Origin of the sequence: Burkholderia sp. E168m15 (genome assembly GCF_016586105.1) — a bacterium.
GTDB lineage: Bacteria > Pseudomonadota > Gammaproteobacteria > Burkholderiales > Burkholderiaceae > Burkholderia > Burkholderia orbicola.
In genome coordinates this window covers 30454-57114 of sequence record NZ_BCPO01000177.1, presented here as the reverse complement: position 1 = coordinate 57114, position 26661 = coordinate 30454, and the positions used below count along the sequence as shown (strand labels likewise).

Below are 26661 nucleotides of genomic sequence, written 5' to 3'. Positions count from 1 at the left end.
TTTCGATCCAAGCGCTCAACCCCGCCATGTCCGTTTCCGACTCCGCTTCCGCCCAGGCCGCCCAGTTGCGCCACCATTTCGCGCACGTCGTCTTGCCGATCTGGCGGGGTTCAGGGTTCGACTCGGCGTTGCAATTGCCGTTCGAGGCCGTCGATCCGGCCACCCACGCGCCGCTGCCCGTGACCCGTTATCGCGCAATGGCGTGCGCAAGGCAACTCTTCGTGTTCGCGCAGGCCGGCGACACCGCCCACGCGGCCACGCTGTTCGACGCGCTGTGCCGGCACTTTCGCGACCCGCGCCACGGCGGCTGGATCTACAGCGTCGATGCGCAGGGCGCACCGCTCGATACGACCAAGGATCTCTATACGCACGCGTTCATCGTGTTCGCGTGCGCTGCGTGGCATGCGGCGTCGGGCGACGCCGCCGCGCGCACGGTGGCCGAGGAAACCGCCGCGCTGATCCAGGACCGCTTCGCGCCGCGCCACGGCGACGCGTTGCTCGATGCCGCGCGCCATGCCGACTTCTCGTCATCCGGCAGCGGTGCGCTGCAGAATCCGCTGATGCACCTGACCGAAGCGTGGCTCGCGGCCGCCGATGCGTTCGGCGACCCGGCATTCGACGATGCGCTCGCACGCACCGCGCAGGCCGTCGAGCGCACGTTCGTCGATGCGGCGACCGGCTGCGTGGCCGAGCTGCCGCTCGGATCAGCCGACAACCGTTTCGAGCCCGGCCATCAGTTCGAGTGGTTCTATCTGGTCGATGCGGCCGGTGCGCGGCTCGCGCAGACCGGGCTGCCCGCCGCGCTGTCGCGCGCGTTCGCGTTCGCCGAGCAATACGGCGTCGATCCGCAGACGGGCGGCGTGTGCGCGGCGCTCGACGCGCAAGGCGCATGCATCGACGGCACGCAGCGGATCTGGGCGCAGACCGAATACCTGCGCGCGCTCGCAACGCACGGCGGCACGCCGGCCTCCGCGCCGCTCGCGCGCCAGATCGAGCGGTTCGCCACGCGCTTCCTGCATCCGCGCGGCTGGTTCGAATGCAAGACGGCGGACGGACAGGTATCGCGCGCCGACATGCCGTCGACGACGCCCTATCACCTCGCGACCGCCTACGCGGCGCTGCCGACCGGTTCGTAATCCGTCGCGGCGAACGACGGCGCCGCGCGGCCGCCGTGGGCGACGCGTCCGTCGCCCAGTTCGAACACCGACACCGCCTGCATCAGGTGCGCGGTCTGGTCGTTCAGCGATGCGGCCGCCGCCGCGACTTCCTCGACCAGCGCCGCATTCTGCTGCGTGAGCTGATCCATCTGCGTGACGGCCTGGTTCACCTGCTCGATCCCGACGCTCTGCTCGACCGACGCCGCCGTGATCTCCGACATCGTCTGCACGACGCGCGTGATCGACGCCGACACCGTGCGCATCGCGTCGCCGGCGCGCTCGACGAGTTCCGCGCCGCCGTTGATCTGCGCGACCGAATCCTCGATCAGCGCCTTGATCTCCTTCGCCGATTGCGCGCTGCGCTGCGCGAGCGAGCGCACTTCGCCCGCGACCACCGCGAAGCCGCGCCCCTGTTCGCCGGCCCGCGCGGCCTCGACCGCCGCGTTCAGCGCGAGGATGTTGGTCTGGAATGCGATGCCGTCGATCACCGAGATGATCTCCGCGATGCGCCCCGAGCTCTGCGCGATGCCGCGCATCCGGTCGATCACGCTGTCGACCACGCCGCCGCCGTGGCTCGTCGCTTCGAGCGCCGCGTCGGCCAGCGCGCTCGCCGCGCGCGCGCTGTCGGTGTTCTGCCGGACGGTCGCGGTCAATTCCTCCATGCTCGCGGCGGTTTCCTCAAGCGACGCGGCCTGCGTGCCCGTGCGCGCCGACAGGTCGGCGTTGCCGCCCGCGATCTCGCCCGCGCCGAGGTGGATCGCATCGGACGCCTGGCGCACCGTGCGCACGGTGCCCGCGATACTCGTCTGCATCGCGCCGAGGGCGCGCAGCATCCGGTCGATCTCGAACACGCCGCCCGCCTGCACGGCTTCGTCGAGACGGCCCTGCGCGATCCGCTCGAAATGGCGGCCGGCCTGCTCCAGCGGCGCGACGACCGCGCGCCGCGCGGCCGCGTAGATCGCGGCGCTCGCCGCGAGCATCGCCACCAGCAGCACGATGCCGACCGACTTGAACCACAGCATGCCGCCGTCGATCGTGTCGAGCGCCGCGCGGCTCGACGTGCCGCCATAGTCGGTGAAGCGATGCAGCTCGGCGATGTACGCGTCCTGGAAGCCCTGGGTCGGCTGGTCGAGGAACGCCTGGATGTTGTCGGCGTCGAGGAACTGCACGAGCTCGCCCAGCGCGCCGCGCAGCGCGCGATAGCGCTCGGTGAGCGCCGCGACGCGCGCGCGGTTGGTGTCGTCGACCGCCTGCGCGGCCGTCAGTACCGCGAACGCCTTGTCCGCTTCCGCGAGCGACGTGCCCGCGTGACGGATGATGTCCTCGGGCTTCGGCCCGCCGCGCACCATCCGCGTGCCGGCACGCGACAGGTTGATGCGCGCGTCGAGCAGTTGCTCGGTCGCCCGGCTGGCCGCGTCGACCTGCGCGATCGCGACGTTCGACAGATCGTCGACGCCGCTGCGCGTCGACGTGAGCGCCCAGAAGCCGAGCGCTTCGATCGCGAACAGGAAGAGGCAGAACACGGTCAACACGCCGAGCAGACCCGACGCGAGCTTGATTTTTCCGAACATGGGGATTCCTGGAGAGCGGACGATGAGGCAATGCCCCGGCATTAGCGGCATTTCTTCGTCGGACTTTAGGCGGAATGGCCACCACGCAGGTCAATCGCGCGCTTCGCGCGCGCATTCGCGTCGAATCGCCCGCAAACGCGGAGATCTTGCGTATTCGACGCAATAATCGCGTCGCATCGCGCCGGGATTTGCACGAAACGCGGACGAATTTCCTTGCTTATCCGGAGCCCCCTTCCTAGAGTTCAGCGCAAGCGGGCACTCATTTCAAGGAAGTTCGATGACCGACATCACGGACCACGCGCGCGGCGCATTGCGCGCGCAGCCGTTCAGCATGCTGCTGGGCACGGAGCTGATGCATATCGGCGACAACGAAGTGTCGCTGTGTCTGCCCGTGCGCGAGGAACTACGGCAGCAGCATGGTTTCGTGCACGGCGGCGTCATCAGCTATCTCGCGGACAACGCGCTGACGTTCGCCGGCGCGCTCGTGCTCGGCCCGCGCGTGATCACCGCCGAATACAAGATCAACTATCTGCGGCCGGCCGTGAACGGCACGCTCGTCGCCCGCGCGAAGCTCGTCTACGCGGGCCGGCACCAGGCGACCTGCCAGTGCCACGTGTTCGTCATCGACGGCGATCACGAGCGGCTCGTCGCGATCGCGCAAGGCACGATCAACCGCGTCGGCGACGGCAAGATGCCGGATGCGCCGGTGGAGACGGCGTGAATTGCTGCGTCGGCAAGCATCGATGCCGCGACGCCTGTCGCGCTAGCGTTTCATCGCAGCCAGATAGACCGCATCACGCTCGCGGCGGCCCACCGCGACCACCAGCACGATGACTTCCGCGTCGCGCACTTCGTAGACGAGGCGATAACCGACACCGCGCAGCTTGATCTTGTAGCGATCCGGGTGGCCATGCAATTTGGCTGACGGGATACGAGGATGCGCGAGCCGCTCGGCGAGCTTGGCCTTGAATTGATCGCGCACGGTGCGATCGAGCTTCCCCCTTCAATGCAGGCTCGAGAAAGGCGAGATCAAAGGTCATTCAAATTGACCTTGACGATCTTCTCCCTGGCGCGCGAATCGGCCAACGCATTGTCGTCGGTGTCTTCCAGGCGTTCGACCATCGCCTCCCACGTCTTCGCGGGAATGCAGTAGAACGCGGGTTCGTTGTGATTCAGGAGGCGACCGGAAAACCCTCGCCCGCGGCAACGGTTCCCATCGGATTCCGCTTCAGCTCCGAGACGCTAGCCAGAATGGTATGAGGCATATCTGCTCTTTCTCCAATCGAGCGCCGATTGTACTTAATTTGATACGAGACTAAGCACCAAAATTGACACTCTGATGCACTCGACACTCGACCGTCGACGAACGGAAACCACCTCCTGAAAGACAGCCCTAGTCTGTCTCATCCCCCGCCAACGGCAAAAACCGCGGCGCCACCCGCGCCCGCACGTTCCCGTGCTCATCGGTCCGATAGATCCCGCGCGCCGCGTTGTGCGGGTGCACGGCCGCGTCGACCACGCTCAGCACCGGCGCGAAACACGCATCGGTGCCTTCGAGCAGCGCGCGCCAGTGCGCGGATGGCTGCTGCGCGAACACCTCCGCGAAACGCGCCTTCAGCGCAGGCCAGTGCGCGCGGTCGTACTGCGACGCGGGATCGACGTCGGTCAGCCCGAGCCGTTCGACCAGCAGCGCATAGAACGGCGGCTCGAGCGCGCCGATCGTCACGCATTCGCCGTCCGCGCAGCGATACACGTCGTAGAACGGCGCGTCGTGGAACAGGCTCGGCTGCGCGCCGTCGAGCTGCCCGTTCGCGCGCGCCCACAATGCGAGCGAACCGAGCATCGACACGATGTCGACGATCGCGCCGTCGACCACGCGCCCCGGCCCGCCGCCGCGTACGTCGAGCAACGCGCAGACGATGCCGAACGCAAGCCCGAGCGCGCCGCCCGCATCGCCGACGACGGTCGGCGGCACGCCCGGCCGGCCGTCGCGCGGCGCGGACAGCGACAGCAGCCCGGTCAGCGCGACGTAGTTCAGGTCGTGCCCGGCCGCGGCCGCGAGCGGTCCATCCTGGCCCCAGCCCGTCATGCGCCCGTAGACCAACTTCGGATTGCGGCGCGCGCAAGCGTCGGGCCCGAGGCCGAGCCGCTCCATCACGCCGGGCCGCAAGCCCTCGATCAACGCATCGGCCTGCGCGATCAGGTCGAGCGCGGCGTCACGCCCGGCCGGCGCCTTCAGGTCGAGTTCGACGATCGTCTTGCCTTCGCGCAACAAGTCGCCGTCGCGAGCCCGCAGCGCGTCCGGCGCGCTCGTGCGGCCGGACGGGCGCGCGATCAGCGTGATGCGCGCACCCATGCCGGCGAGCATCCAGCCCGCGAGCGGGCCGGGGCCGAGACCTTCGAATTCGACGATGTGGATACCGGCAAGCGGTGCATTCAATGACATGGCGACCTCGCTGAACTGCAGTCGGGACAGGAGCGGCGAAACTTTCCGATTCTATGCGAATGCCTGCGCGCACCGGCTTCGCGACCAGCGCCTGCTCACGCTAGTGACGGGCTTGCGCTGGCCCTAGCGCAACCCGTCGCCCGCCCGCTCCGCCAGCGCCGACCGCATCGCGCGCACGATCGCGTCCCGATGCGGGTCGATCCGCTCGACCGGCCCGGCCACGCCCATCGCCAACGGCAGCCCGTTCCAGCCGTCCGCGATCACCATCGAGATCATCGCGGCGCCCTGCGTCACGGTATGCGCCGAATACGAATAGCCGAGCCGGCGCGTCTGTTCGACCTTGTCGAGCACGACGTCCTCGTCGATCGTCCTGCCCGACTTCCCGATCCGTCGGATGCTGCGCGACACGAGCCGGCGAATCGCGCTGTCGGGCTGAATGCTCAGCAACGCCCAGCCGAGGCCCGACATGCAGATCTCGCGACGCGTGCCGATCGGCGCATAGAACTGCACCGGAATCGAATGCGAGCCCTCGACCGCGTCGATGTACTGCACGTACAGGTCGCTCTGCACCGCGATCACGACCGCCTCGTGCGTGCGCGCCGCCAGTCGCTTCGCGACCGCATGCCAGTGCCGCCGGCTGCCGGCCGCCGAATCGACCAGCGCTTCGCCGAGATTGACGAGCCGCGCGGTGGGCGCATACGCATGGGTTGCATCGTCGTAGGCAAGATAGCCGAGCGTCTTCATGCTGGTGAGCAACGCCGCCGCGCTCGACCCCGGATACCCGCAGCGCGTCGCGATCTCGCGCACGCTCAGCGGCCGCTGCAAGGTGCTGAAGAGTTCCAGCACCTCGAATACGCGCGCCGCGCTCTTGACCACGTTTCCGCTCATCCCGCCCCCTCCGCAGCGACCGGCAGGGGCCTTCCACGTATGTGGAACGGAATTTCCCGCCGTCGACCGTCGTGACGATACTAGGCTTCGGCCCGCGACGTGAAGTCCCGCGGCACAGAACATACGGAGACACCATGGCAGCCTTTTTGATCCGTGAACGGCAGGGCCCGATCCTGACCGTCACGATGAATCGTCCCGACACTCGCAACGCCATTTCGGACACCGATGCGATCGACGCGTTGACCGAATGCTGCGACGAAGCGAACCGCGACGAATCGATCCGCGTGCTGATACTGACCGGAGCCGGCACGACGTTCTCGTCGGGCGGCAACGTGAAGGCGATGCGCGCATTCGTGGAAGCCGGCCCACACGACCCTGCCGCGATCCGGACCAGCTATCGCCGCGGCATCCAGCGGCTCGCGCATGCGTTCGAGCACCTCGAAGTGCCGGCCATCGCGGCGGTCAACGGCGCGGCCATCGGCGCCGGCACCGATCTCGCATGCATGTGCGACATCCGCATCGCCGCCGAGCGCGCGCGCTTCGCGGAGAGCTTCATCGCGCTCGGTCTCGTGCCAGGCGACGGCGGCGCATGGTTCCTGCCGCGGATCGTCGGCGCCGCGGTCGCCGCGGAAATGTCGTTCACCGGCGATGCGCTCGACGCGCAGGCCGCGCTGCGCTGCGGGCTCGTGTCGCGCGTCGTGCCTGACGGCGACCTCCTCGCGCATGCGCACGAACTGGCCGACCGCATCGCCCGCCATTCGGGCAGCGCGCTGCGGCTGACCAAGCGGCTGCTGCGCGAAGGCCGCCACGCAAGCCTCGACACGCTGCTCGACCTGTCGGCGTCGTACCAGGCGTTCGCGCACGCCAGCCCCGAACATCGCGCGGCGGTCACCGCGCTGTTCGCCGCGCGCGACTGAACCCGCGACGCATCGCGACCGTGCAGCCGGCGCAGGCCGGCCTGCCGGCCCGCCGAATCCACATCGAAGGAGACATCGTCATGACCAGCAGCAACGAAGGCGCACTCGCAGGCGTGCGCGTGGTGGACCTGAGCCGCGTCTATGCGGGGCCGTTCTGCGCGCAGACGCTCGCCGACCACGGCGCGGACGTCATCAAGATCGAACCGCCGCAGGGCGACGAAACGCGCGACTGGGGGCCCGCGATGCCGAACGGCATCTCCAGCTACTACTGGGGGCTCAACCGCAACAAGCGCAATCTCGCGCTCGATCTGTCGCATCCCGACGGACGCGACGTGCTGTTGCGCGTGCTCGAAACGGCCGACGTGCTGATCGACAACTTCAAGCAGGGCACGCTCGAACGCTGGGGCATCGGCTACGAAGACTGCCTGCGCGCACGCTTTCCGCGCCTCGTCCACTGCTCGATTTCCGGCTACGGCACCGACGGCCCGCTCGCGCGGTTTCCGGGCTACGACGCGGTCGCGCAGGGCCTCGCCGGCTTCATGTCGATCAACGGCGAGCCGGGCGGCATGCCGCTCAAGGTGCCGTTTCCGGTCGTCGATTACGCGGCCGGCCTGAGCGCCGTCTCCACCATCCTGATCGCGCTGGTCGAGCGGACGCGCTCCGGCCTCGGACAGCACGTCGACATCGACCTGTTCAGCACCGCGCTGTCGATGCTGCATCCGGTCAGCACGAGCTGGATGGCGACCGGCGACGTGCCCGTCGCGACCGGCAACGTGTACGGCGCGATCGCGCCGTACGGCGTCTATCCGTGCAAGGACAAGCCGGTTGCGACCGGCGCCGGCAACAACCGCACGTTCGCGCGGCTCGTCGACGCGCTCGGCGTGCCCGAGCTGGCGCGCGATCCACGCTTCGCGACCAATGCGCAGCGCGTCGCGCATCGCGAGGCGCTCGACACGCTGCTCGGCCAGCTGACCGCCGAACTGCAGGCGGACGAGGTCGTCGAGCGGCTGATGCACGCCGGCGTCGCGACGGGGCCGGTGAACACCGTGGCCGATGCGTTCGGCCATCCGCAGGCGGCGCGCAACGCGATGTTCGTCGACACCGATACGTACACCGGCGCGGGCATCCCCGCCAAGCTGTCCCGCACGCCCGGCGCGATACGCCGGCCGCCCCAGCCGTTCGCCGCCGACACCGACGCCGTACTCGACGCATTCGGGATCGACGCGGCGCGCCGCGACGCGCTGCGGCAGGCTGGCGTGCTGCACGACACGCGGGCGGACGTGGCCGGGAGCGCGTCATGACCACCCCGCGCTTTGCTTCACCGGCGGGCGACGATGCCCCGTCGATCCTGCGCGACGACGCCGACGGCATCGCGTGGCTGACGATCCATCGCCCGCACGTCGCCAATGCGCTGTCCGCCGACGCGATCCGCCGCCTGTGCGACGAGCTCGTCACGCTCGACGACAACCCGTCGATTCGCGTCATCGTGATCCGCGGCGCGGGCGAACGCGCGTTCAGCGCGGGCGTCGATCTCGGCGACCCCGAGATCCGCGGAATGCAGCCGATGCGTGGGCTCGCACGCAACGTGCACGAGCTGATCCTGGAGCTGCGCAAGCCGACCATCGCGGCCATCAACGGCTACGCGATCGGCGGCGGCTGCGAAATCGCGCTCGCGTGCGACCTGCGGATCGCCGCCGATCACGCGACCTTCGCGTTGCCCGAAGCGCGGGTCGGCATGGGTGCGAACTTCGCGAGCGTGCTGCTGCCGCGCATGTTGCCGCACGCGATCGCGATGGAGCTGCTGTTCACGGGCCGCCGCTTCGACACGGACGAAGCGCAGCGCGCCGGCCTGCTGAACCGCGTCGTGCCCGGCGCCGCACTCGACGACACCGTGCGCGAGCTCGCGCAGACGATCGTCGCGAACGCGCCGCTCACGATCCGCCGCATCAAGGAAACCGCGACGCGCAGCCAGGGGCTGCCGGTGGCCGCCGCGCTGCGGCTGGACGTCGGCCCCGACGTCTACGCCAGCGAGGACCGGATCGAGGGCGCCCGCGCGTTTCTCGAGAAGCGCAAGCCGGTGTTCAAGGGACGCTGAGCCCGGCGCCGCACCGCAGCACCCGCGCGCACCGCTCCCAGAACGCGGGCGCGTCCAAAAAACATGGACGGAGACACCTTCATGCAACGGAAAGCATTCCTGGTCGGCGCGTGCGTGCTGTGCGCCACGCCGGCGCACGCGTCGTCGGTCACGCTGTACGGGATCGTCGACAGCTACGTCGAATTCGATCGCATCGGCAGTCTATCGAGCATGCGGCAAAGCGGCGGTGGCGCGTCGACGAGCCGCTTCGGCCTGACGGGCGTCGAGGATCTCGGCGGCGGCACGTCGACGAAATTCGTGCTGGAAAGCGGTTTCTCGCCGGCCGACGGATCGTTCCAGGGCGGCACGCTGTTCTACCGGCAGGCGTACGTGTCGCTGCAGAACACGCGCTACGGCGACCTGCGGCTCGGCCGGCAATACACGCCCGCGTTCTACGTCGTGTACGACGGCGATCCGTTCGGACTCAACGAACGGCTGTCGCCGCTTGCGCTGCTCGCCACGTCGACGGACACGATCACGAGCAACACGACGCCGCCGATTCCGCGCTTCAACCAGGCGGCGTCGTACCTGAGCCCCGACTGGAACGGCCTGCGCGTGATGGCCACGTACGGCTTTCCGACGCCGAACGCGCTCTCGACGCAGGCTGGACGCAACTACGGCGCCGGGCTGCAGTACCGGATCGGCGGGCTGTACGTCGGCGCCGGCTTCCAGGGCGATACGTCGGCCGGCAACCTCGCACCCGTCATCTCCCCGTCGACGACCCGCCACTACGTGTTCGCGGCCAACTACGCGTTCGCGCGCGTCAAGCTGTACGCCGCGTTCCTGTACGGCGTCGGCACGGCCGCGCGCCTGCCCGCGTTCTCGACCGCGAGCGTCGGCGCGTCGATCAACGTCGGTGCGCTCGATCGCGTGCTCGTGTCGGTGGTGCGCCGCGACGTGAAGGGCTCGGCGAACGACGCGACCGCGCTCGGCGTCGGCTACGACCATCCGCTGTCGAAGCGGACCTCGCTCTACGCCCGCTATCTCTACATGAAGAACGGCGGCGACGCCCGCAATACCGTCGTCGCCGGCCTGCAGCCGCAACCGGGCGGCACCGAGCAGGTGTTCGCGCTCGGCATCGTTCACCGCTTCTGACGGAGTGCCCATGGCCTCGACCCTTTCGACCCACCCGGCCGCCGTCGACGACGGCGCGACGCAGGCGCTCTATCGCCGGATCTCGCGCCGGCTGCTGCCGTTCCTGATCCTGTGCTACACGCTGTCGTTCATCGACCGGATCAACATCGGCTTCGCGCACGCGCAGATGGCCGCCGAACTGCACTTCTCCGACGCCGTCTACGGGCTCGGCGCGGGCATCTTCTTCATCGGCTACATGGCGTTCGAGATTCCGAGCAACGCGTGGCTCGCGCGAATCGGCGCGCGCCGGACGATTGCCCGGATCATGGTGCTGTGGGGCCTCGGCTCGGCCGCGACGATGTTCGTCACGACGCCCGCGCAGTTCTACGCGTGCCGCTTCCTGCTGGGCGTGTTCGAGGCCGGCTTCTTCCCCGGCATCCTGTTCTATCTCGGCGCGTGGTATCCGCCGCGGCAGCGCGCCAAGGCGTTCGCGCTGTTCATGACCGCGCTGTATCTCGCGGGGTTGATCGCCGGCCCCGTGTCGGGCGCGATCCTGTCGTACTTCGACGGCGTGGGCGGCCTGAGCGGCTGGCAATGGCTGTTCGTCGTCGAAGGGCTGCCGAGCAGCGCGCTCGGCCTCGTCGCACTGCGCTTTCTCGACGACCGGCCGGACGACGCCCGCTGGCTGTCGGACGCCGACAAGGCCGCGCTGCGCGCCGCCCACGCGCAGGCCGAAGCCGATACGCCGGCCGCGAACGCGGCGCGGCCGTTGCTCGCGCATCGCGATTTCTGGCTGCTGTGCGCGGCCAATTTCGCGATCGCGGCCGCCGGCTACGCGCTCGTGTTCTGGATGCCCGTGATCCTGCATCGCGGCGGCCTGCATGGCGCGATGCAGATCGGACTGCTGTCCGCACTGCCGTACCTGTGCGGCATCGTCGGCATGCTCGCGATGGGCTGGCGCACCGAGCGCCGGCGCGAATGGCGCAAGCACGGCGCCGTCGCGATGCTCGCGTGCGCGGCGGCGCTCGCCGGCCTCGCGAGCAGCGCCGGCACGTCGCATCTGATGATCGCGCTGTGCATCGCGGTCGCCACGCACGCCGCGGCACTGCCCGCGTTCTGGGTGCTGCCGGGGCTCGCGCTGCCGAAGCGCTCGATGGCGGTCGCGATCGCGGCGATCACGATGACCGGCGCGATCGGCGGATTCGCGAGCCCGTTCCTGATGGGCGTGCTCAACACGGCCACCGGATCGATGCGCGGCGGCCTCTATTTCAATGCCGCGCTGCTGGCGGCCGGCGCGCTCGCGTTGCTCGGCACGCTGCGCGCCCGCGCGGCGCACGCGAACGCCGGCTGACGGCGCGCCTTCTTTCTCTCCTGAACGGACCACCCTCATGAATTTCGAACTCGAACTCGAACACCGGATGATCCGCGACCTCGTCGCGCGTTTCGTGAAGGACGAACTGATTCCGCTCGAAGCGGCGGTGATGGCGCGCGAGGCCGACGGCCAGCGCTTCGGGCTGCTCGCCGACGAACGTGCGCACCTCGACGAACGCTCCCGGCAACTCGGCCTGTGGGGACTCGACGCGCCGCTCGACGCGGGCGGCTCGGATCTGCCGGCCGTCGCGATGGTCGGCGTGAACGAGGCGATCGGCACGACCGTGACCCCGTACATCCTGCCGCCCGACTCGCCGAACCTGCGGATGCTGTGCGATGCGGCCGACGCGGCGCAGCGCGCGCGCTATCTCGACCCGTACGCACGCGGCGCCACGCGTGCCGCGATGGCGATCTCCGAGCCGGGCGCCGGCTCCGATCCGGGCGCGCTGTCGACGACCGCCGTGCGCGACGGCGACGGCTGGGTGCTGAACGGCCGGAAGATCTGGATCAGCCACGCGGCCGAAGCCGACTGGACGATCGTGATGGCGCTGACCGATCGCAGCAAGGGCAAGCGCGGCGGCATGTCGGCGTTCATCGTCGATCGCGACACGCCGGGTTTCGTCATCGAACGCAGGATTCCGATGATCGGCGGGCTGTCGACCTACGAAATCGCGCTGGAAGACTGCCGCATTCCCGGCGCGCAACTGCTGGGCCGGGAAGGCGCCGGCTTCGCGCCGATGCAATCGCGGCTCGCGAACCGGCGGCTGGAGATGGCCGCGTGGTGCATCGGCCGCGCCGAGCGCGCGGTCGCGCTCCTGTGCGACCATGCGAAACAGCGCACGACCTTCGGCGTGCCGCTCGCGGAGCGCCAGGCGGTCCAGTGGTGGGTCGCCGACGCGCTCACGCAGATCCACGCATGCCGCCTGATGACTTACGAAGCGGCCGCGCGCGTGGATGCCGGGCAGGACGCCCGCACGCAGATCTCGATGGTCAAGGTGTTCGCGACCGAAATGGCGTCGACCGTCATCGATCATGCGATGCAGACGCTCGGCGCGATGGGCATGACGAAGGAAATGCCGTTGCAGCAGATGGCCAGCGAGGCGCGGCTGATGCGCATCTTCGAAGGCCCGACCGAGGTGCACCGTTGGGTCGTCGCACGCAGCGTGCTCTGACCGCGGCGCGCCGCCCACTTCCACGATGGAGCCCTGCGTTGAACACCCTGCCTCTCGTCGATCCCGAAATCCGCCCGCTGCTCGAGACCTGGCCGACCGTCACGCTCAGCGCCGACAACCTCGCACAGTCGCGCCAGCGCGTGCTGCCGCTGCCGCCGCCCGATCCGGCCGGCAGCACGCTCGAACGCCGCACGGTACCCGGCCCGGCCGGCGCGCCGGACGTCCCGGTCCTCGTCTATTTGCCCGACGGCCACGCGCGCCCGCTCCCGGCGATCGTCCACATGCACGGCGGCGGCTACGTGCGCGGCGCGGCGAAGGAGCTCGAAGCGGTGCACCGGTTGCTCGTCACACACCTCGGCTGCGCGCTGATCTCGATCGACTATCGCCTCGCGCCGGAAACGGTGTTTCCCGGCGCGATCGAAGACTGCTACGCGGCGCTCGCATGGGTGTTCCGTCACGCCGATACGCTCGGCATCGACGCCGCGCGTATCGGCGTGGCGGGCGAAAGCGCGGGCGGCGGACTGGCCGCCGCGCTGGCGCTGCTGGCCCGCGACCGCGGCGAATTCCCGCTCGCGTTCCAGCACCTGATCTATCCGATGCTCGACGATCGCACCTGCACGCGCCCGCCGCATCCGCATGCCGGCGAATTCATCTGGCATGCGGCCAACAACCGGTTCGGCTGGACCTCGCTGCTCGGTCACGCGCCGGGCATCGACGGCGTGTCGCCGTACGCGGCGGCCGCGCGCGCCACGCGGCTCGACGGCCTGCCGCCCACGTTCCTGTCGATCGGCTCGCTCGACCTGTTCCTCGACGAAAATCTCGACTATGCGCAGCGCCTGCTCCGCGCGGGCGTGCCGACCGAACTGCACGTGCTGCCCGGCGGCGTACACGGATTCGACATCGTGCCCGGCGCGCGGGTCTCGGAAACGGCGCGCCGCCTCAGCCACGACGCGCTGCGCCGTTTCCTGCACGGCTAACGAAAACGACGCGGGTGGCCGAAGCGGCCCGCATCCGCGCCGATCCCAACGGCAACGATCAGAACGCATCCCCCGGCACCCGCACCCACCCTTCCATCAGCACGCGCGCGCTGCGGCTCATGATCGCCTTCGTGACGGTCCATTCGCCGTTCTCCCGCCGCGCTTCCGCCCCCACGCGCAGCGTGCCCGACGGATGCCCGAAGCGCACCGCGTTGCGTTCGCCGCCGCCCGCCGCGAGATTGACGAGCGTACCGGGGATCGCCGCGGCCGTGCCGATCGCGACCGCCGCCGTGCCCATCATCGCGTGGTGCAGCTTGCCCATCGACATCGCGCGCACCAGCAGGTCGACGTCGCCCGCGTTCACGCGCTTGCCGCTCGACGCGACGTAGTCGGCCGGCTTCGCGACGAACGCGATCTTCGGCGTATGCTGCCGCGTCGCGATTTCGTCGAGCGTGTCGATCAGGCCCATGCGCAGCGCGCCGTGCGCGCGGATCGTCTCGAACTTCTCGAGCGCCTTCGGGTCGCCGTTGATCGCGTCCTGCAGCTCGGTGCCCGTGTAGCCGATCGCTTCCGCGTCGACGAAGATCGTCGGGATGCCCGCGTTGATCATCGTCGCCTTCAGCGTGCCGATACCCGGCACGGCCAGGTCGTCGACGAGGTTGCCGGTCGGGAACATCGAGCCGCCCGCGCCTTCCTCCTCGGCGGCCGGGTCCATGAATTCGAGCTGCACTTCGGCGGCCGGGAACGTGACGCCGTCCAGTTCGAAGTCGCCCGTCTCCTGCACCGCACCGTTCGTGATCGGCACATGGGCGATGATCGTCTTGCCGATGTTCGCCTGCCAGATCCGCACGGTCGCGACGCCGTCGCGCGGCACGCGCGCCGGATCGACCAACCCGCCGCTGATCGCGAACGGGCCAACCGCCGCCGACAGGTTGCCGCAGTTGCCGGTCCAGTCGACGAACGCCTTATCGATCGCGACCTGACCGAACAGGTAGTCGACGTCGTGGCCCGGCCGCGTGCTCTTCGACACGATCACCGTCTTGCTGGTGGACGACGTCGCGCCGCCCATCCCGTCGATCTGCTTGCCGTACGGGTCGGGGCTGCCGATCACGCGCAGCAGCAGCGCGTCGCGCGCGGCGCCCGGCGCCTGCGCGGCATCCGGCAGATCCTGCAGCCGGAAGAACACGCCCTTGCTGGTGCCGCCACGGATATAGGTCGCGGGAATCCTGATTTGAGGAATATGAGCCATGTTTGCGTAATCCCTGTGTGCGCCGGTCAAGCCGCCTGCGACGATTCGAGGAAGTCCTGCGCGAAACGCTGCAGCACGCCGCCCGCCTCGTAGATCGACACTTCCTCGGCCGTATCGAGCCGGCACGTCATCGGCACCTCGACGCGCTCGCCGTTCTTGCGGTGAATCACGAGCGTCAGATCGGCGCGCGGCGTGCGCTCGCCGATCACGTCGAAGGTCTCGGTGCCGTCGATGCCGAGCGTCGTCCGGTTGGTGCCCGGCTTGAACTCGAGCGGCAGCACGCCCATCCCGATCAGGTTCGTGCGGTGAATCCGCTCGAAGCCTTCGGCGGCAATCGCCTCGACGCCCGCGAGCCGCACGCCCTTCGCGGCCCAGTCGCGCGACGAGCCCTGGCCGTAGTCGGCGCCGGCCACGACGATCAGCGGCTGCTTGCGATTCATGTACGTCTCGATCGCTTCCCACATCCGCATGACCTTGCCTTCCGGCTCGACGCGCGCGAGCGAGCCCTTCTTCACCGCGCCGTCGACGACCGCCATCTCGTTGACGAGCGTCGGGTTCGCGAAGGTCGCGCGCTGCGCGGTCAGGTGGTCGCCCCGGTGCGTCGCGTACGAGTTGAAGTCTTCTTCCGGCAGGCCCATCTTCGCGAGATATTCGCCGGCCGCGCTATCGAGCAGGATCGCGTTCGACGGCGACAGGTGGTCGGTCGTGATGTTGTCGCCGAGCACCGCGAGCGGGCGCATGCCCTTGAGCGTACGTTCGCCGGCCAGCGCGCCTTCCCAGTACGGCGGACGGCGGATGTACGTGCTCTGCGCGCGCCAGTCGTACAGCGGCGCCGCGCGTTCGCCCGCGTCGGCGCTGCGTGCGAACATCGGCTCGTAGACCTTGCGGAACTGCTCGGGCTTCACGCTCGACGCGACGATCGCGTCGATCTCCTCGTCGGTCGGCCAGATGTCCTTCAGCGTGACGGGCTTGCCATCCTGATCGTGGCCGAGCACGTCCTTCTCGATGTCGAAGCGGATCGTGCCGGCGATCGCATACGCGACGACGAGCGGCGGCGACGCGAGGAACGCCTGCTTCGCATACGGGTGAATGCGGCCGTCGAAGTTGCGGTTGCCGGACAGCACGGCCGTCGCGTACAGGTCGCGCTCGACGATCTCCTGCTGGATCTTCGGGTCGAGCGCGCCCGACATCCCATTGCAGGTCGTGCACGCGAACGCGACGATGCCGAAGCCGAGCTTCTCGAGCTCGGGCAGCAGGTTCGCCTCTTCCAGATACAGCTCGACCGCCTTCGAGCCGGGCGCGAGCGAGCTCTTGACCCACGGCTTGCGCGTGAGGCCCTTCGCGTTCGCGTTGCGTGCGAGCAAGGCGGCGGCGATCACGTTGCGCGGGTTGCTGGTGTTCGTACAGCTCGTGATCGCGGCGATGATCACCGCGCCGTCGGGCATCTCGCCCGGCTTCTCGTCCCACTGGCCGGCGATCCCGCGCGCGGCGAGATCGGACGTCGGCAGCCGCTTGTGCGGGTTCGACGGGCCGGCCATGTTGCGCACGACGCTCGACAGGTCGAACGTCAGCGTGCGCTCGTACTGCGCGTTCGCGAGCGTATCGGCCCACAGGCCGGCCGCCTTCGCGTAGGTTTCGACGAGCTTCACCTGCTCGTCGCTGCGGCCCGTGAGGCGCAGGTAGTCGATCGTCTGGCCATCGATGAAGAACATCGCGGCCGTCGCGCCGTATTCAGGCGCCATGTTCGAGATCGTCGCGCGATCGCCGAGCGTGAGGCTCGCCGCGCCTTCGCCGCGGAACTCCAGGTACGCGCCGACCACCTTTTCCTTGCGCAGGAACTCGGTCAGCGCGAGCACCACGTCGGTCGCGGTGATGCCGGGCTGACGCTTGCCGGTCAGCTCGACGCCGACGATGTCGGGCAGGCGCATCCACGACGCGCGGCCGAGCATCACGTTCTCGGCTTCGAGCCCGCCGACGCCGATCGCGATCACGCCGAGCGCATCGACGTGCGGTGTGTGGCTGTCGGTGCCGACGCAGGTGTCCGGGAACGCGACGCCGTCCTGCGCCTGGATCACCGGCGACATCTTCTCGAGATTGATCTGATGCATGATGCCGTTGCCCGGCGGGATCACGTCGACGTTCTCGAACGCCTTCTTCGTCCACTCGATGAAGTGGAAGCGATCCTCGTTGCGACGATCCTCGATCGCGCGGTTCTTCGCGAACGCGTCCGGGTCGAAGCCGCCGCACTCGACGGCGAGCGAGTGGTCGACGATCAGCTGCACGGGCACGACCGGGTTCACCTTCGCCGGGTCGCCGCCGCCGTCGGCGATCGCGTCGCGCAGGCCGGCGAGATCGACGAGCGCCGTCTGGCCGAGGATGTCGTGACACACCACGCGCGCCGGGAACCACGGGAAATCGCGTTCGCGCTTGCGCTCGATGATCTGCTTCAGCGAATCGGCGAGGATCGCCGGATCGCAGCGGCGCACGAGGTTTTCGGCGAGCACGCGCGACGTGTACGGCAGCGTGTCGTAGGCGCCGGGCGCGATCGCGTCGACCGCGGCACGCGCGTCGAAATAGTCCAGCGACGTGCCGGGCAGGGGTTTGCGGTTGGCGGTATTCATGATGTGGGGCGGAATTCGAGGTAAGACGTGCCGCACGCGCCGGCCGCCCGCATCACGGGCGCCGACGTGCGCGGCAGACGATCAGCGCTTCTCGATCGGCACGAACTGCAGGTCTTCCGGACCGGTGTAGTTCGCGCTCGGACGGATGATCTTGTTGTCGATGCGTTGCTCGATGATGTGCGCGCTCCAGCCCGACGTGCGCGAGATCACGAACAGCGGCGTGAACATCGCGGTCGGCACGCCCATCATGTGATACGACACCGCGCTGAACCAGTCGAGGTTCGGGAACATCTTCTTCGCGTCCCACATCACCGATTCCAGGCGCTCGGCGATGCTGTACAGCTTGGTATCGCCCGCTTCCTTCGACAGCTTGTGCGCGACGCCCTTGATCACCTTGTTGCGCGGATCGGAGATCGTGTAGACCGGATGGCCGAAGCCGATCACGACTTCCTTGTTCTCGACGCGGCGGCGGATGTCGGCTTCGGCGTCGTCCGGCGAGCTGTAGCGGCTCTGGATCTCGTACGCGACTTCGTTCGCGCCGCCGTGCTTCGGCCCGCGCAGCGCGCCGATCGCGCCGGTGATCGCCGAGTAGATGTCCGAGCCCGTGCCCGCGATCACGCGGCCCGTGAACGTCGACGCGTTGAATTCGTGCTCGGCGTACAGGATCAGCGACGTGTGCATCGCCTCGACCCACGACTTCGACGGCGTCTTGCCGTGCAGCAGGTGCAGGAAGTGGCCGCCGATCGAGTCGTCGTCGGTTTCCGTCTCGATGCGCTTGCCGTTGTGCGAGAAGTGATACCAGTACAGCAGCATCGAGCCGAGCGACGCCATCAGGCGGTCGGCGATGTCGCGCGCGCCCGGCAGGTTGTGGTCGTCCTTCTCCGGCAGCACGGTGCCGAGCACCGACACGCCGGTGCGCATCACGTCCATCGGGTGGGCCGACGCCGGAATCTGTTCGAGCGCGGCCTTCAGCGCGCTCGGCAGGCCGCGCAGCGCGCGCAGCTTAGTCTTGTAGGCGGCCAGTTCCGTCAGGTTCGGCAGCGTGCCGTGCACCAGCAGGTGCGCGATTTCCTCGAATTCGCACGATTCGGCGACGTCGAGAATGTCGTAGCCGCGATAGTGCAGGTCGTTGCCGGTCTTGCCGACCGTGCACAGCGCGGTGTTGCCGGCCGTCACGCCCGACAGCGCCACCGACTTCTTCGGCTTGAATGCGCCTGCGGCGGCCGGTGCTGCTGCGTCTTTCGTCTCGCTCATGTTGTCCTTCTCCAATGGGTATCGGGGGGTGCGGGCCGCGTTACTTCTTGCCCTGCGCGAACAGTTCGTCGAGCTTGCGCTCGTATTCGTGATAGCCGAGGAAGTCGTACAGCTCGGCGCGCGTCTGCATTGTCGGTACGGCCGCCTTCTGCGTGCCGTCGCGGCGCAGCGTCTCGTAGAAGTTCAGCGCGGCCTTGTTCATCGCACGATACGCGCCGCAGCAGTACAGCGCGATGTCGACGTTCGCCTCGCGCAGTTCGTCGACGGTGAACAGCGGCGTCGAGCCGAACTCGGTCAGGTTCGCGAGGATCGGCACCTTCACGGCGGCCTTGAAGCGGCGGTAGTCGTCGAGCGTCTTCATCGCTTCCGGGAAGATCATGTCCGCGCCGGCTTCGACGTACGCGACCGCGCGCTCGATCGCCGAGTCGATCCCTTCCGCGGCGGCCGCGTCGGTGCGCGCCATGATCACGAACTGGTCGTCGGTACGCGCATCGACCGCGGCCTTCACGCGATCGACCATTTCGTCGATCGGCACGACTTCCTTGCCCGGGCGGTGGCCGCAGCGCTTCTGGCCGACCTGGTCCTCGAGGTGCACGGCCGCGACGCCGGCGTTGATGAACGAGCGGACCGTGCGCGCGATGTTGAACGCGCCGCCCCAGCCCGTGTCGATGTCGACCAGCAGCGGCAGATCGGTCGCGTTGGTGATCCGGGTCGCGTCGATCAGCACGTCTTCCATCGTGCTGATGCCGAGGTCGGGAATGCCGAGCGAGTTCGCCGCGACGCCGCCGCCCGACAGGTACACGGCCTTGAAGCCGACGGCCTGCGCCATCTTGGCCGCGTACGCGGTGATCGCGCCGACCACCTGCAGCGGCTGCTCGGCCGCGACTGCCGCGCGGAACTTCGCGCCGGCGCTCTGAAGATGCGTATTGCTCATGAACGGCCTCCTGATGGAATGCCCGATAACAGCAAGGTCCGGGCCAGCTTGCGGAATGTCGCTAACCCACTGATTCTTAAGCAAGCGCCTTCAGCATTGCATCGCCCGTCGATTTCAATTTGGCAATTCCATGTTTCAAAAATGAAATCGTGCGCGCATAATCGGCCGTCATGGACCTCTCCTCGACCAAGGCCGTCGGCCCGGCCGACCGCGCCGTGCGCCCGCGCATCTGGGCGATGGGCATCAGCCGGCTGCGCGAGCTGTTTCGCGAGATCGCCGGCGAATTCGACGAACGCGCCGACGTGCGGATCGTCACGCGCGCCTACGAAGATGCGCTGAGCGCGATCGCCGAGGCCGGCACCGCGCGCCCCGACGTGATCGTCGCGGCCGGCTCGAACGGCGGCTTCCTGAAAACGCGTGCGCAGGTGCCGGTGGTGGTCGTGTCGCCCACCGGCTTCGACGTGATGCAGGCGCTGGCGCGCGCGCGGCGCGACGCAGCGCGGATCGCGCTCGTGAGCGCCGGGGAAACGCCGCCCGAGGTGCGCCGCTTCGTCGCCGCGTACGGCCTCGACGTGCAGTTTGCGTCATATCAGTCCGCCCAGGAAGCGGAGGCCTGCGTGCACGACCTGCGCGATCGCGGCATCGAGACGATCGTCGGCCCGGGCCTCGTCACCGATCTCGCGGCCAGCGTCGGCATGGGCGCGGTGTTCCTGTATTCGCATGCGTCGGTGCGCAAGGCCGTCGAGACGGCGCTCGAAGTCGCGTATGCGACGCACGCCGAGGCGTTCCGCCGCCAGCGGCTCGATACCCTGCTGCAACATCTGCGCGACGGCGTGGTCGCGCTCGACGCGCACGGCCGCGTCGAAGCGATCAACCAACGGCTCGCGTCGGCGCTCGGGGTCGAACCCGCGGCGGCCGTCGGCCGCGCGCTCGTCGATCTGCGTCCCGAGTTGCGCACGCTACGCGGCGAGGACGGCGACGCGCTCGCGACCGTGCGCGGCGTGCGTTACGTCGTGCATCGCGGGCCGCTGGTCGATCGCGGCGTCACGTCGGGCAGCGTGCTCACGTTCCAGGAATCGCGCGCGGTCGAACGGCTCGATCGCGCGTTGCGTTCGCAACCGACCACGCAGCAGTTCGCCGCCCGTTACGCGCTCGACGACGTGGTCGGCGCCTCGGCGCCGATGACGCGCGTGCGCGAGCTCGTGCGCCGCTACGCGAAATCCGATGCGACCGTGCTCGTGCTCGGCGAGAGCGGCACCGGCAAGGAGATGATCGCGCAGAGCCTGCATGCGCTGTCCGCGCGGCGCAGCTATCCGTTCGTCGCGGTCAACTGCGGCGCGTTTCCCGAAGCGCTGCTCGAGAGCGAACTGTTCGGCTATGAGGAAGGCGCGTTCACCGGCGCGCGACGCGGCGGCAAGACCGGCCTGTTCGAGGCCGCGCACCGCGGCACGCTGTTTCTCGACGAGATCGGCGAGATGCCGCCGTCGCTGCAAAGCAGGCTGCTGCGCGTGCTGCAGGAGCGCGAGGTGATTCGCCTCGGCTCGACCGAGCCGATCCGCATCGACGTGCGCGTGATCGCCGCGACGCACCGGCCGCTGCTCGCCGCCGTCGAGGCCGGCACGTTCCGCGCGGATCTCTATTACCGGCTCAACATCCTGAACATCGGCCTGCCGCCGCTGCGCGAGCGCGCGGCCGACATTCCCGCGCTCGCGGCGACACTGCTCGTGCAGGCCGCGCGGCGCGAGCCGCGGCTCGCCGAACGCGTGCGCGACACCGACGACGCGCTGCGCGTGCTCGACGCGACGCAAGCGACGCTCGCGCGCTACCGCTGGCCCGGCAACGTGCGCGAACTGCAGAACGTGGTCGAGCGGATCGCGGTGGAGCTGGCGGAGGCAGTCGACGAAAGCGATCCGGGCGCCGCGTGCGCGGCGCTTGCCCCCGGTGCGCTGCACGTGATCGCGCCCGAGCTGTTCGCCGCGCCGCTCGATGCGGCCGGCGCCGCCGACGACGATGCGCAGACGCTGCAGGCGCGCCGCCGTCGCGCGGAAGCCGACGAGATCCGCGCGGTACTCGACGCATGCGGCGGCGACCGCGACCGCGCGTGCGCGATGCTCGGCATCAGCAAGACGACGCTATGGCGGAAGTTGTCGGCGAAATAGGTGCGAGGTTCGGGCCGCCCCGTCATTCGGCCTTGTGATAGTGGCGATACGCCTTCGCGCGATTGCCGCACGACGACATCGAGCACCAGCGTCGGCTGCCGTTCTTGCTGTCGTCGATGAACAGCCACTGGCATGCATCGTTCGCACAGCGCTTGACCTTCACGAGCCGCGCGCCGCCGAGCAGATCGATCGCCGACCACAGCACCGGGCTCAACAGCCCCGCGAGCGTCGCCCCCGACGCATCGATCCGCCACGCATAGCGGCCGTCCACGCGCGCCAGCGCAACGCGCGGCGACGCCTCCGCGAGGAAGCCGCCGAGCAGCGCGAGATCGTCGGGCTGCGGCTCGCGTTGCTCCGCCTGCGCGTGAAAGAGCCGGTATAGCGCCTCGCGCAACGCGAGCGCCCGCGCAAGCATCGCCGGCTCGTCGCCCGTCTCCTTCTCTTTCGCCTTGTCGGGCACGCGACATGCGTCGACCAGACCGGCCGGCACGCCCGCCTGTTCGCGACACCACGTCAGCAAGTCGTCCAGCCGGCCGAAGGTTTCCGTCGGCGGATCGCTGCCGCGCCAGTACAGCGTGTTCGCGAAGTCAAGGCTCAAGGTCTCGGGCGGCGCCGGGATCAGGCAGTCGATCGTGACGGAAGGTTGCGTTTTGCTCATGACGCGATCGTATCTAACCACCATGCCGGTTGACAAGCGCCCAAGCGATTTCTAACATAACCGGCATGGTGGTTAAAAACAGGCTTCGCTGCACCGACGCCCCTTCAATCCAAGGAGACACAGATGATCGATCGCTTTTCGTTCAGCGTTATCCACACCGTCGCCGGCCGCACGTACGAGGCGACCACGCTCGGCGCGCTTCGCTACAAGCGGCTGGCATGGTGCCTCTAGACAGGTTTGCCGTTCTGACGTCCCCCTCAGTTCAAGGAGAGCCAAAGATGATCGACCACCTTTCATTCGGCGTTGCCCATATCGACCGCAGCCGCACCTTCTACGACAGCGCGCTCGGCGCACTCGGCTACAAGCGTCTGTATAGCGACGACAGCGCCATCGGGTACGGCACGACCGAGCCCGAGCTGTGGTTGCAGCACGCGGCCCGGCCCGTCGTCGCCGATCCCGAATCGGGGATGCACCTGTCGTTCAAGGCCGCGTCGCCGGTCGAGGTCGATGCGTTCTACCGTGCCGCGCTCGCACACGGCGGCAAGGACAACGGCGGGCCCGGCAAGCGCGAACACTACGGCCCGGGCTACTACGCGGCGTTCGTCGTCGACCCCGACGGATATCGACTCGAAGCGCACTGCGAACTCGACAACGTCGTTTGATCCGCTTCGCACCGGCGCGAACAAGCGACAAGGGCCCGATTCCGCCTCGCGCGGAATCGGGCCCCTGGTTTTGGCTACATCGTCGTTCGGTACGCGCCGGTTATCGTCGGCGGTCATGCCGACGGGTCGGGCAGCATGGCCAGCGCGCGGGTGACTACGTCCAGGAGCCGACCCGCGCCGCTCACGCGCTTATTGCGCGTCGCGCGTGCGCTGCAACTGCTCGCCGAGCCCTTCGATGCCGAGGCGCACCGTCTGGCCAGCCTTCAGGAACACCGGCGACGGCTTGACGCCCATGCCGACGCCCGGCGGCGTACCGGTCGTGATCACGTCGCCCGGCTGCAGCGTCATGCAGGTCGACAGATAGGCGACCAGCTGCGCGACGGTGAACACCATCGTGCGCGTATTGCCGTTCTGATAACGGTGGCCGTCGATTTCGAGCCACAGGTCGAGGCGCTGCGGATCGGGCACTTCGTCGCGCGTGACGAGCCACGGGCCGATCGGGCCGAACGTGTCGAAGCCCTTGCCCTTGTCCCACTGGCCGCCGCGCTCGATCTGCCATTCGCGCTCGGACACGTCGTTGACGACGCAGTAGCCCGCGACGTAATCGAGCGCGCGCGCTTCGTCGACGTCCTTGCACTTCGCGCCGATCACGACACCCAGCTCGACTTCCCAGTCGGTCTTGACCGAACCCTTCGGGATATCGATGCCGTCGTTCGGGCCGCAGATCGAACTCGTCCACTTGCCGAACACGACCGGCTCCTTCGGCACCGGCATGCCGGCTTCGGCCGCGTGGTCGGCATAGTTCAGGCCGATGCCGATGAACTTGCCGACGTGACCGACGCACGCGCCGATGCGCGGCTCGCCGGACACGAGCGGCAGCGTGGCCGGATCGATGGCGCGCAGCCGCGCGAGACCGGCGTCGGACAGCACATCGCCGGCAAGATCCGGCACATGCGCGGACAGGTCGCGAATCCGGCCGGCCGCGTCGAGGATGCCAGGCTTTTCCTGGCCGGACGGGCCATAGCGAAGCAGTTTCATCGTGCTTAACCTCTGTTGTCGAATGGGACAGGATACCGGCCGACGCAGCCTTTCGCAGCCGCGCGCCGGACTGATCGTCGATCGTCGACTGCACGCGTCGGCGCCGCATGCGGCAGTCGACGCGCGAGGGTCGCGCGGGCGCAGCGATCGCGGCGCCGTACGCCAGTAGGGCGCGCATCGAACGGGCGGCCGCCGGTCTGCGCATCGGCGACGACGGCCCGGCATCCGCGACGCGTGCCGGCCCATGCCGGCCGGCTGCACGCGCGGCCGCACCGTCGCTGGCCCGCCAGCCTTTGTACCATCGGCCGCGCGCCGTGAAATGGCGCGCGACGGATACCGACTATTGGTGCGCCTGCCGACGCTGCGGCGCAGCACGCGCTGCACCGGCGCCGATCGATCGGCTGTCGTTCGGGGCAGCGCCTGCCATCGGTGCATGAATACTGGCTATTCGGGGTGCCCCTGTCATCGAAAACGTTTGACCATCCGTTCTTGTCCGGTAATGATCGGTAAAAAGACGCTGCATTGCACACCGTATGTTTATTGCTAAGCTCATACGAATGGCTTTCACCGCCATACGCGGGCCCGCTCCTATACGCGTGCAGAACCGGCCAGCGTGCGTCGCCAACCGATCGACGGTAATCCCCCAACCTCACATCGACAATGCAGACAACCAACGACCCGCTTCCCGGCTGCGACGCACGGGAATCGATGGCCGCTATCGACCGCTATCGCGCACCCGCGCTCGACAAGGGCCTCGACATTCTCGAACTCCTGTCCGAGCAGAAGGAAGGACTCACCCGCACCGAAATCACGAAGGAACTCGGCCGTAACGCGAGCGAAATCTACCGGATGCTCGAACGTCTCGTCGCGCGCCGCTACGTGATGCGTTCGACCGGCGGCGACCGCTACACGCTCAGCCTCAAGCTGTTCGCGCTTGCGCACCGGCATCCGCCGATGAACCGGCTGATCGCCGAGGCGCTGCCGCCGATGCAGCGCTTCGCGGATGCCGCCGAACAGTCGTGCCACCTGTCCGTCTACGATCGCGGCAACATGCTCGTGATCGCGCAGGTGGACGGGCCCGGCCCATGGGGCGTATCGGTGCGACTCGGCTCGCGCGTCGGGCTCGCCGATACCGCGTCGGGACGCATGCTGCTGGCGTTCCAGGGCCCCGAGCAACGCGCACACATGCTGGCCGAGCATCGCAAGGTCAAGGGTGAAGCACCGCTGAACGAGCAGGAACTCGCGAATGCGTGCCAGTCGATCCGGCAGTCCGGCTACCTGCGTCAGGACAGCCGCCAGGCGTACGGCGTGACCGACCTGACCGTGCCGATCCTCGGGCCGGCCGGCCATGCGATCGCGGTGCTGACGTGCCCGTACATGCGGCGGATCGATGCGCACATGGCGCCGTCCGTCGACGTGGTCGTCGACGCGCTGCGCGACACAGCTGCCCATCTGTCGATGTGCCGCACCGAGGCCTGCTGACGCGCGGGTTCCCCGGCAAAGCGCACCGGGCACGGCGCAGCGGCACCGACTCCGGTTGCGCGCAACGCCCGCGGTGGCCGATGCGCGATGTCGCATCGGCTACCCGCGGCGCTACGCTAGAATAGCGGCCCTCTCAAAAACTACGGCGGCCGGTTGTCGCGGCCGTCGTGTCCGATGGATGTCATGGCCAAACTTCTGAACGATCAAGAATTCCAGCGTTTCTCCGAACTTCAGCAGAAGCAGGCAAGCTTCACGATCACGCCCGAGGAAGCGGACGAGCTGCGCGACATCGTCGCGCGCGCGCAGAAGAAGCGCGACGATCGTGCCGCCGCAATGCAGGCGATCGAGAACTACATCGAGCAGTTCGACATCACGCCTGACGAACTCTTCTCGCCCGAGCAGATCGGCGACGCGGCGCGTACCTACGGGCTCATCACGGCGACCAAGAAAGAACGCACGCTGCCGCCGTCGATCACGTTCAACGGCAAGCCGTACCAGTGGACCAAGACGCTTCCGGACGACGTGCGCAGCGCACTGTTCGACGCGTTCACGTCCGGCGAGTCGGTCAAGCGCTTCATCGCGATGCCGAAAGACACCGCGCGCTGCGCGCTGACGATCGCCCGCCTCGAGCGCGAAACCGGTGCGGTCTATGCTGATCCGCACCTCGAGGAACTCGCGATTTCGCGCGACCAGGTGAACGACGCGGCGTCGAAACTCGCTGCGTGAATGTAATCACGGGCACGGTTCCTGCGTGCCCGTACCCCCGCGTGACGCCGGCATTGGCCGGCGCCGCCCCCGCGGGAGCCGTGCATTCGCATGCTCCCGAAAAAGCTCACCTCAGCATCCCGCAAGCGCTCACCACAGCCTCCCGTAAAAGCTCACCCAAGGCTCCCGGAG

At 68.7% G+C, this 26661-nt stretch carries 23 protein-coding genes and 1 pseudogene; 13 read left to right on the top strand and 11 right to left on the bottom strand.

The window, feature by feature from the left end; genetic code table 11:
• Positions 1-26: 26 nt before the first annotated feature.
• Positions 27-1136, top strand: coding sequence for an AGE family epimerase/isomerase (locus JMF86_RS28480; RefSeq protein ID WP_027812333.1), 1110 nt, complete (start codon positions 27-29; stop codon positions 1134-1136).
• Here JMF86_RS28480 and JMF86_RS28475 read toward each other — a convergent pair.
• A complete protein-coding gene (locus tag JMF86_RS28475) occupies positions 1109-2728 on the bottom strand; it encodes a methyl-accepting chemotaxis protein (RefSeq protein ID WP_011548924.1) in 1620 nt (539 codons plus the stop codon). The two genes, JMF86_RS28480 and JMF86_RS28475, sit on opposite strands and share 28 nt — an antisense overlap.
• Positions 2729-3005: 277 nt before the next feature.
• Here JMF86_RS28475 and JMF86_RS28470 point away from each other — a divergent pair, with 277 nt between their 5' ends.
• A complete protein-coding gene (locus JMF86_RS28470; RefSeq protein WP_006480333.1) occupies positions 3006-3449 on the top strand; it encodes a PaaI family thioesterase in 444 nt (147 codons plus the stop codon).
• Between the two features lie 42 nt (positions 3450-3491).
• Here the strand turns inward: JMF86_RS28470 and JMF86_RS28465 are convergent, their stop codons facing one another.
• From JMF86_RS28465 to JMF86_RS28450, 4 genes and pseudogenes are all read right to left on the bottom strand, one after another.
• A complete protein-coding gene (locus tag JMF86_RS28465) occupies positions 3492-3710 on the bottom strand; it encodes a type II toxin-antitoxin system RelE/ParE family toxin (protein ID WP_011548923.1) in 219 nt (72 codons plus the stop codon).
• A gap of 47 nt (positions 3711-3757) precedes the next feature.
• Positions 3758-3993: pseudogene (locus tag JMF86_RS28460) on the bottom strand (type II toxin-antitoxin system Phd/YefM family antitoxin).
• A 128-nt stretch (positions 3994-4121) separates the two neighbouring features.
• On the bottom strand, positions 4122-5174 hold the full coding sequence (locus tag JMF86_RS28455; RefSeq protein WP_011548921.1) for a CaiB/BaiF CoA-transferase family protein: 1053 nt from the start codon (positions 5172-5174) through the stop codon (positions 4122-4124).
• Positions 5175-5297: 123 nt separating this feature from the next.
• On the bottom strand, positions 5298-6062 hold the full coding sequence (locus JMF86_RS28450; protein WP_011694884.1) for an IclR family transcriptional regulator: 765 nt from the start codon (positions 6060-6062) through the stop codon (positions 5298-5300).
• 134 nt (positions 6063-6196) lie between these two features.
• On the opposite strand from JMF86_RS28450, the gene JMF86_RS28445 reads away from it, so the two are divergent.
• The 7 genes from JMF86_RS28445 to JMF86_RS28415 all read left to right on the top strand — a co-directional run bounded on the left by JMF86_RS28445 (position 6197) and on the right by JMF86_RS28415 (position 13707).
• Complete coding sequence (locus tag JMF86_RS28445; RefSeq protein ID WP_011548919.1) at positions 6197-6979, top strand: crotonase/enoyl-CoA hydratase family protein; 783 nt, start codon at positions 6197-6199, stop codon at positions 6977-6979.
• An 80-nt stretch (positions 6980-7059) separates the two neighbouring features.
• Complete coding sequence (locus JMF86_RS28440) at positions 7060-8280, top strand: CaiB/BaiF CoA-transferase family protein (RefSeq protein WP_011548918.1); 1221 nt, start codon at positions 7060-7062, stop codon at positions 8278-8280.
• Positions 8277-9074, top strand: a complete 798-nt coding sequence (locus tag JMF86_RS28435) for an enoyl-CoA hydratase/isomerase family protein (protein WP_011548917.1) — start codon at positions 8277-8279, stop codon at positions 9072-9074. The genes JMF86_RS28440 and JMF86_RS28435 overlap by 4 nt, the downstream gene beginning before the upstream one ends.
• Before the next feature lie 81 nt (positions 9075-9155).
• Positions 9156-10208, top strand: a complete 1053-nt coding sequence (locus tag JMF86_RS28430; RefSeq protein WP_011548916.1) for a porin — start codon at positions 9156-9158, stop codon at positions 10206-10208.
• A 10-nt stretch (positions 10209-10218) separates the two neighbouring features.
• Complete coding sequence (locus tag JMF86_RS28425; RefSeq protein WP_011548915.1) at positions 10219-11538, top strand: MFS transporter; 1320 nt, start codon at positions 10219-10221, stop codon at positions 11536-11538.
• Positions 11539-11575: 37 nt separating this feature from the next.
• The gene (locus JMF86_RS28420; protein WP_011694885.1) at positions 11576-12730 is read left to right on the top strand and encodes an acyl-CoA dehydrogenase family protein; all 1155 of its coding nucleotides are present in this window, start codon (positions 11576-11578) and stop codon (positions 12728-12730) included.
• A 38-nt stretch (positions 12731-12768) separates the two neighbouring features.
• Entirely contained in the window at positions 12769-13707 is a 939-nt protein-coding gene (locus JMF86_RS28415; protein ID WP_011548914.1) for an alpha/beta hydrolase, read from the top strand.
• A gap of 58 nt (positions 13708-13765) precedes the next feature.
• Here the strand turns inward: JMF86_RS28415 and prpF are convergent, their stop codons facing one another.
• The 4 genes from prpF to prpB all read right to left on the bottom strand — a co-directional run bounded on the left by prpF (position 13766) and on the right by prpB (position 19765).
• Entirely contained in the window at positions 13766-14956 is a 1191-nt protein-coding gene (gene prpF, locus JMF86_RS28410) for a 2-methylaconitate cis-trans isomerase PrpF (RefSeq protein ID WP_011548913.1), read from the bottom strand.
• Positions 14957-14982: 26 nt separating this feature from the next.
• Entirely contained in the window at positions 14983-17577 is a 2595-nt protein-coding gene (gene acnD, locus JMF86_RS28405) for a Fe/S-dependent 2-methylisocitrate dehydratase AcnD (RefSeq protein WP_011548912.1), read from the bottom strand.
• A gap of 81 nt (positions 17578-17658) precedes the next feature.
• A complete protein-coding gene (gene prpC / locus JMF86_RS28400) occupies positions 17659-18831 on the bottom strand; it encodes a 2-methylcitrate synthase (protein WP_006480321.1) in 1173 nt (390 codons plus the stop codon).
• Between the two features lie 40 nt (positions 18832-18871).
• Complete coding sequence (gene prpB / locus JMF86_RS28395; RefSeq protein ID WP_006480320.1) at positions 18872-19765, bottom strand: methylisocitrate lyase; 894 nt, start codon at positions 19763-19765, stop codon at positions 18872-18874.
• A gap of 170 nt (positions 19766-19935) precedes the next feature.
• Between prpB and prpR the strand changes: the two genes are divergently transcribed.
• On the top strand, positions 19936-21924 hold the full coding sequence (gene prpR / locus JMF86_RS28390) for a propionate catabolism operon regulatory protein PrpR (RefSeq protein ID WP_011548911.1): 1989 nt from the start codon (positions 19936-19938) through the stop codon (positions 21922-21924).
• A 22-nt stretch (positions 21925-21946) separates the two neighbouring features.
• On the opposite strand, the gene JMF86_RS28385 is transcribed toward prpR, so the two are convergent.
• A complete protein-coding gene (locus tag JMF86_RS28385) occupies positions 21947-22606 on the bottom strand; it encodes an ABATE domain-containing protein (RefSeq protein ID WP_011548910.1) in 660 nt (219 codons plus the stop codon).
• Between the two features lie 254 nt (positions 22607-22860).
• Here JMF86_RS28385 and JMF86_RS28380 point away from each other — a divergent pair, with 254 nt between their 5' ends.
• Complete coding sequence (locus JMF86_RS28380) at positions 22861-23244, top strand: VOC family protein (protein ID WP_011548909.1); 384 nt, start codon at positions 22861-22863, stop codon at positions 23242-23244.
• A gap of 189 nt (positions 23245-23433) precedes the next feature.
• Here the strand turns inward: JMF86_RS28380 and JMF86_RS28375 are convergent, their stop codons facing one another.
• Positions 23434-24282, bottom strand: coding sequence for an ureidoglycolate lyase (locus tag JMF86_RS28375; RefSeq protein ID WP_011548908.1), 849 nt, complete (start codon positions 24280-24282; stop codon positions 23434-23436).
• 660 nt (positions 24283-24942) lie between these two features.
• Here JMF86_RS28375 and JMF86_RS28370 point away from each other — a divergent pair.
• The gene (locus JMF86_RS28370; RefSeq protein WP_006480315.1) at positions 24943-25764 is read left to right on the top strand and encodes an IclR family transcriptional regulator; all 822 of its coding nucleotides are present in this window, start codon (positions 24943-24945) and stop codon (positions 25762-25764) included.
• Between the two features lie 174 nt (positions 25765-25938).
• A complete protein-coding gene (locus tag JMF86_RS28365; RefSeq protein WP_011548905.1) occupies positions 25939-26490 on the top strand; it encodes a hypothetical protein in 552 nt (183 codons plus the stop codon).
• Positions 26491-26661 lie beyond the last annotated feature (171 nt).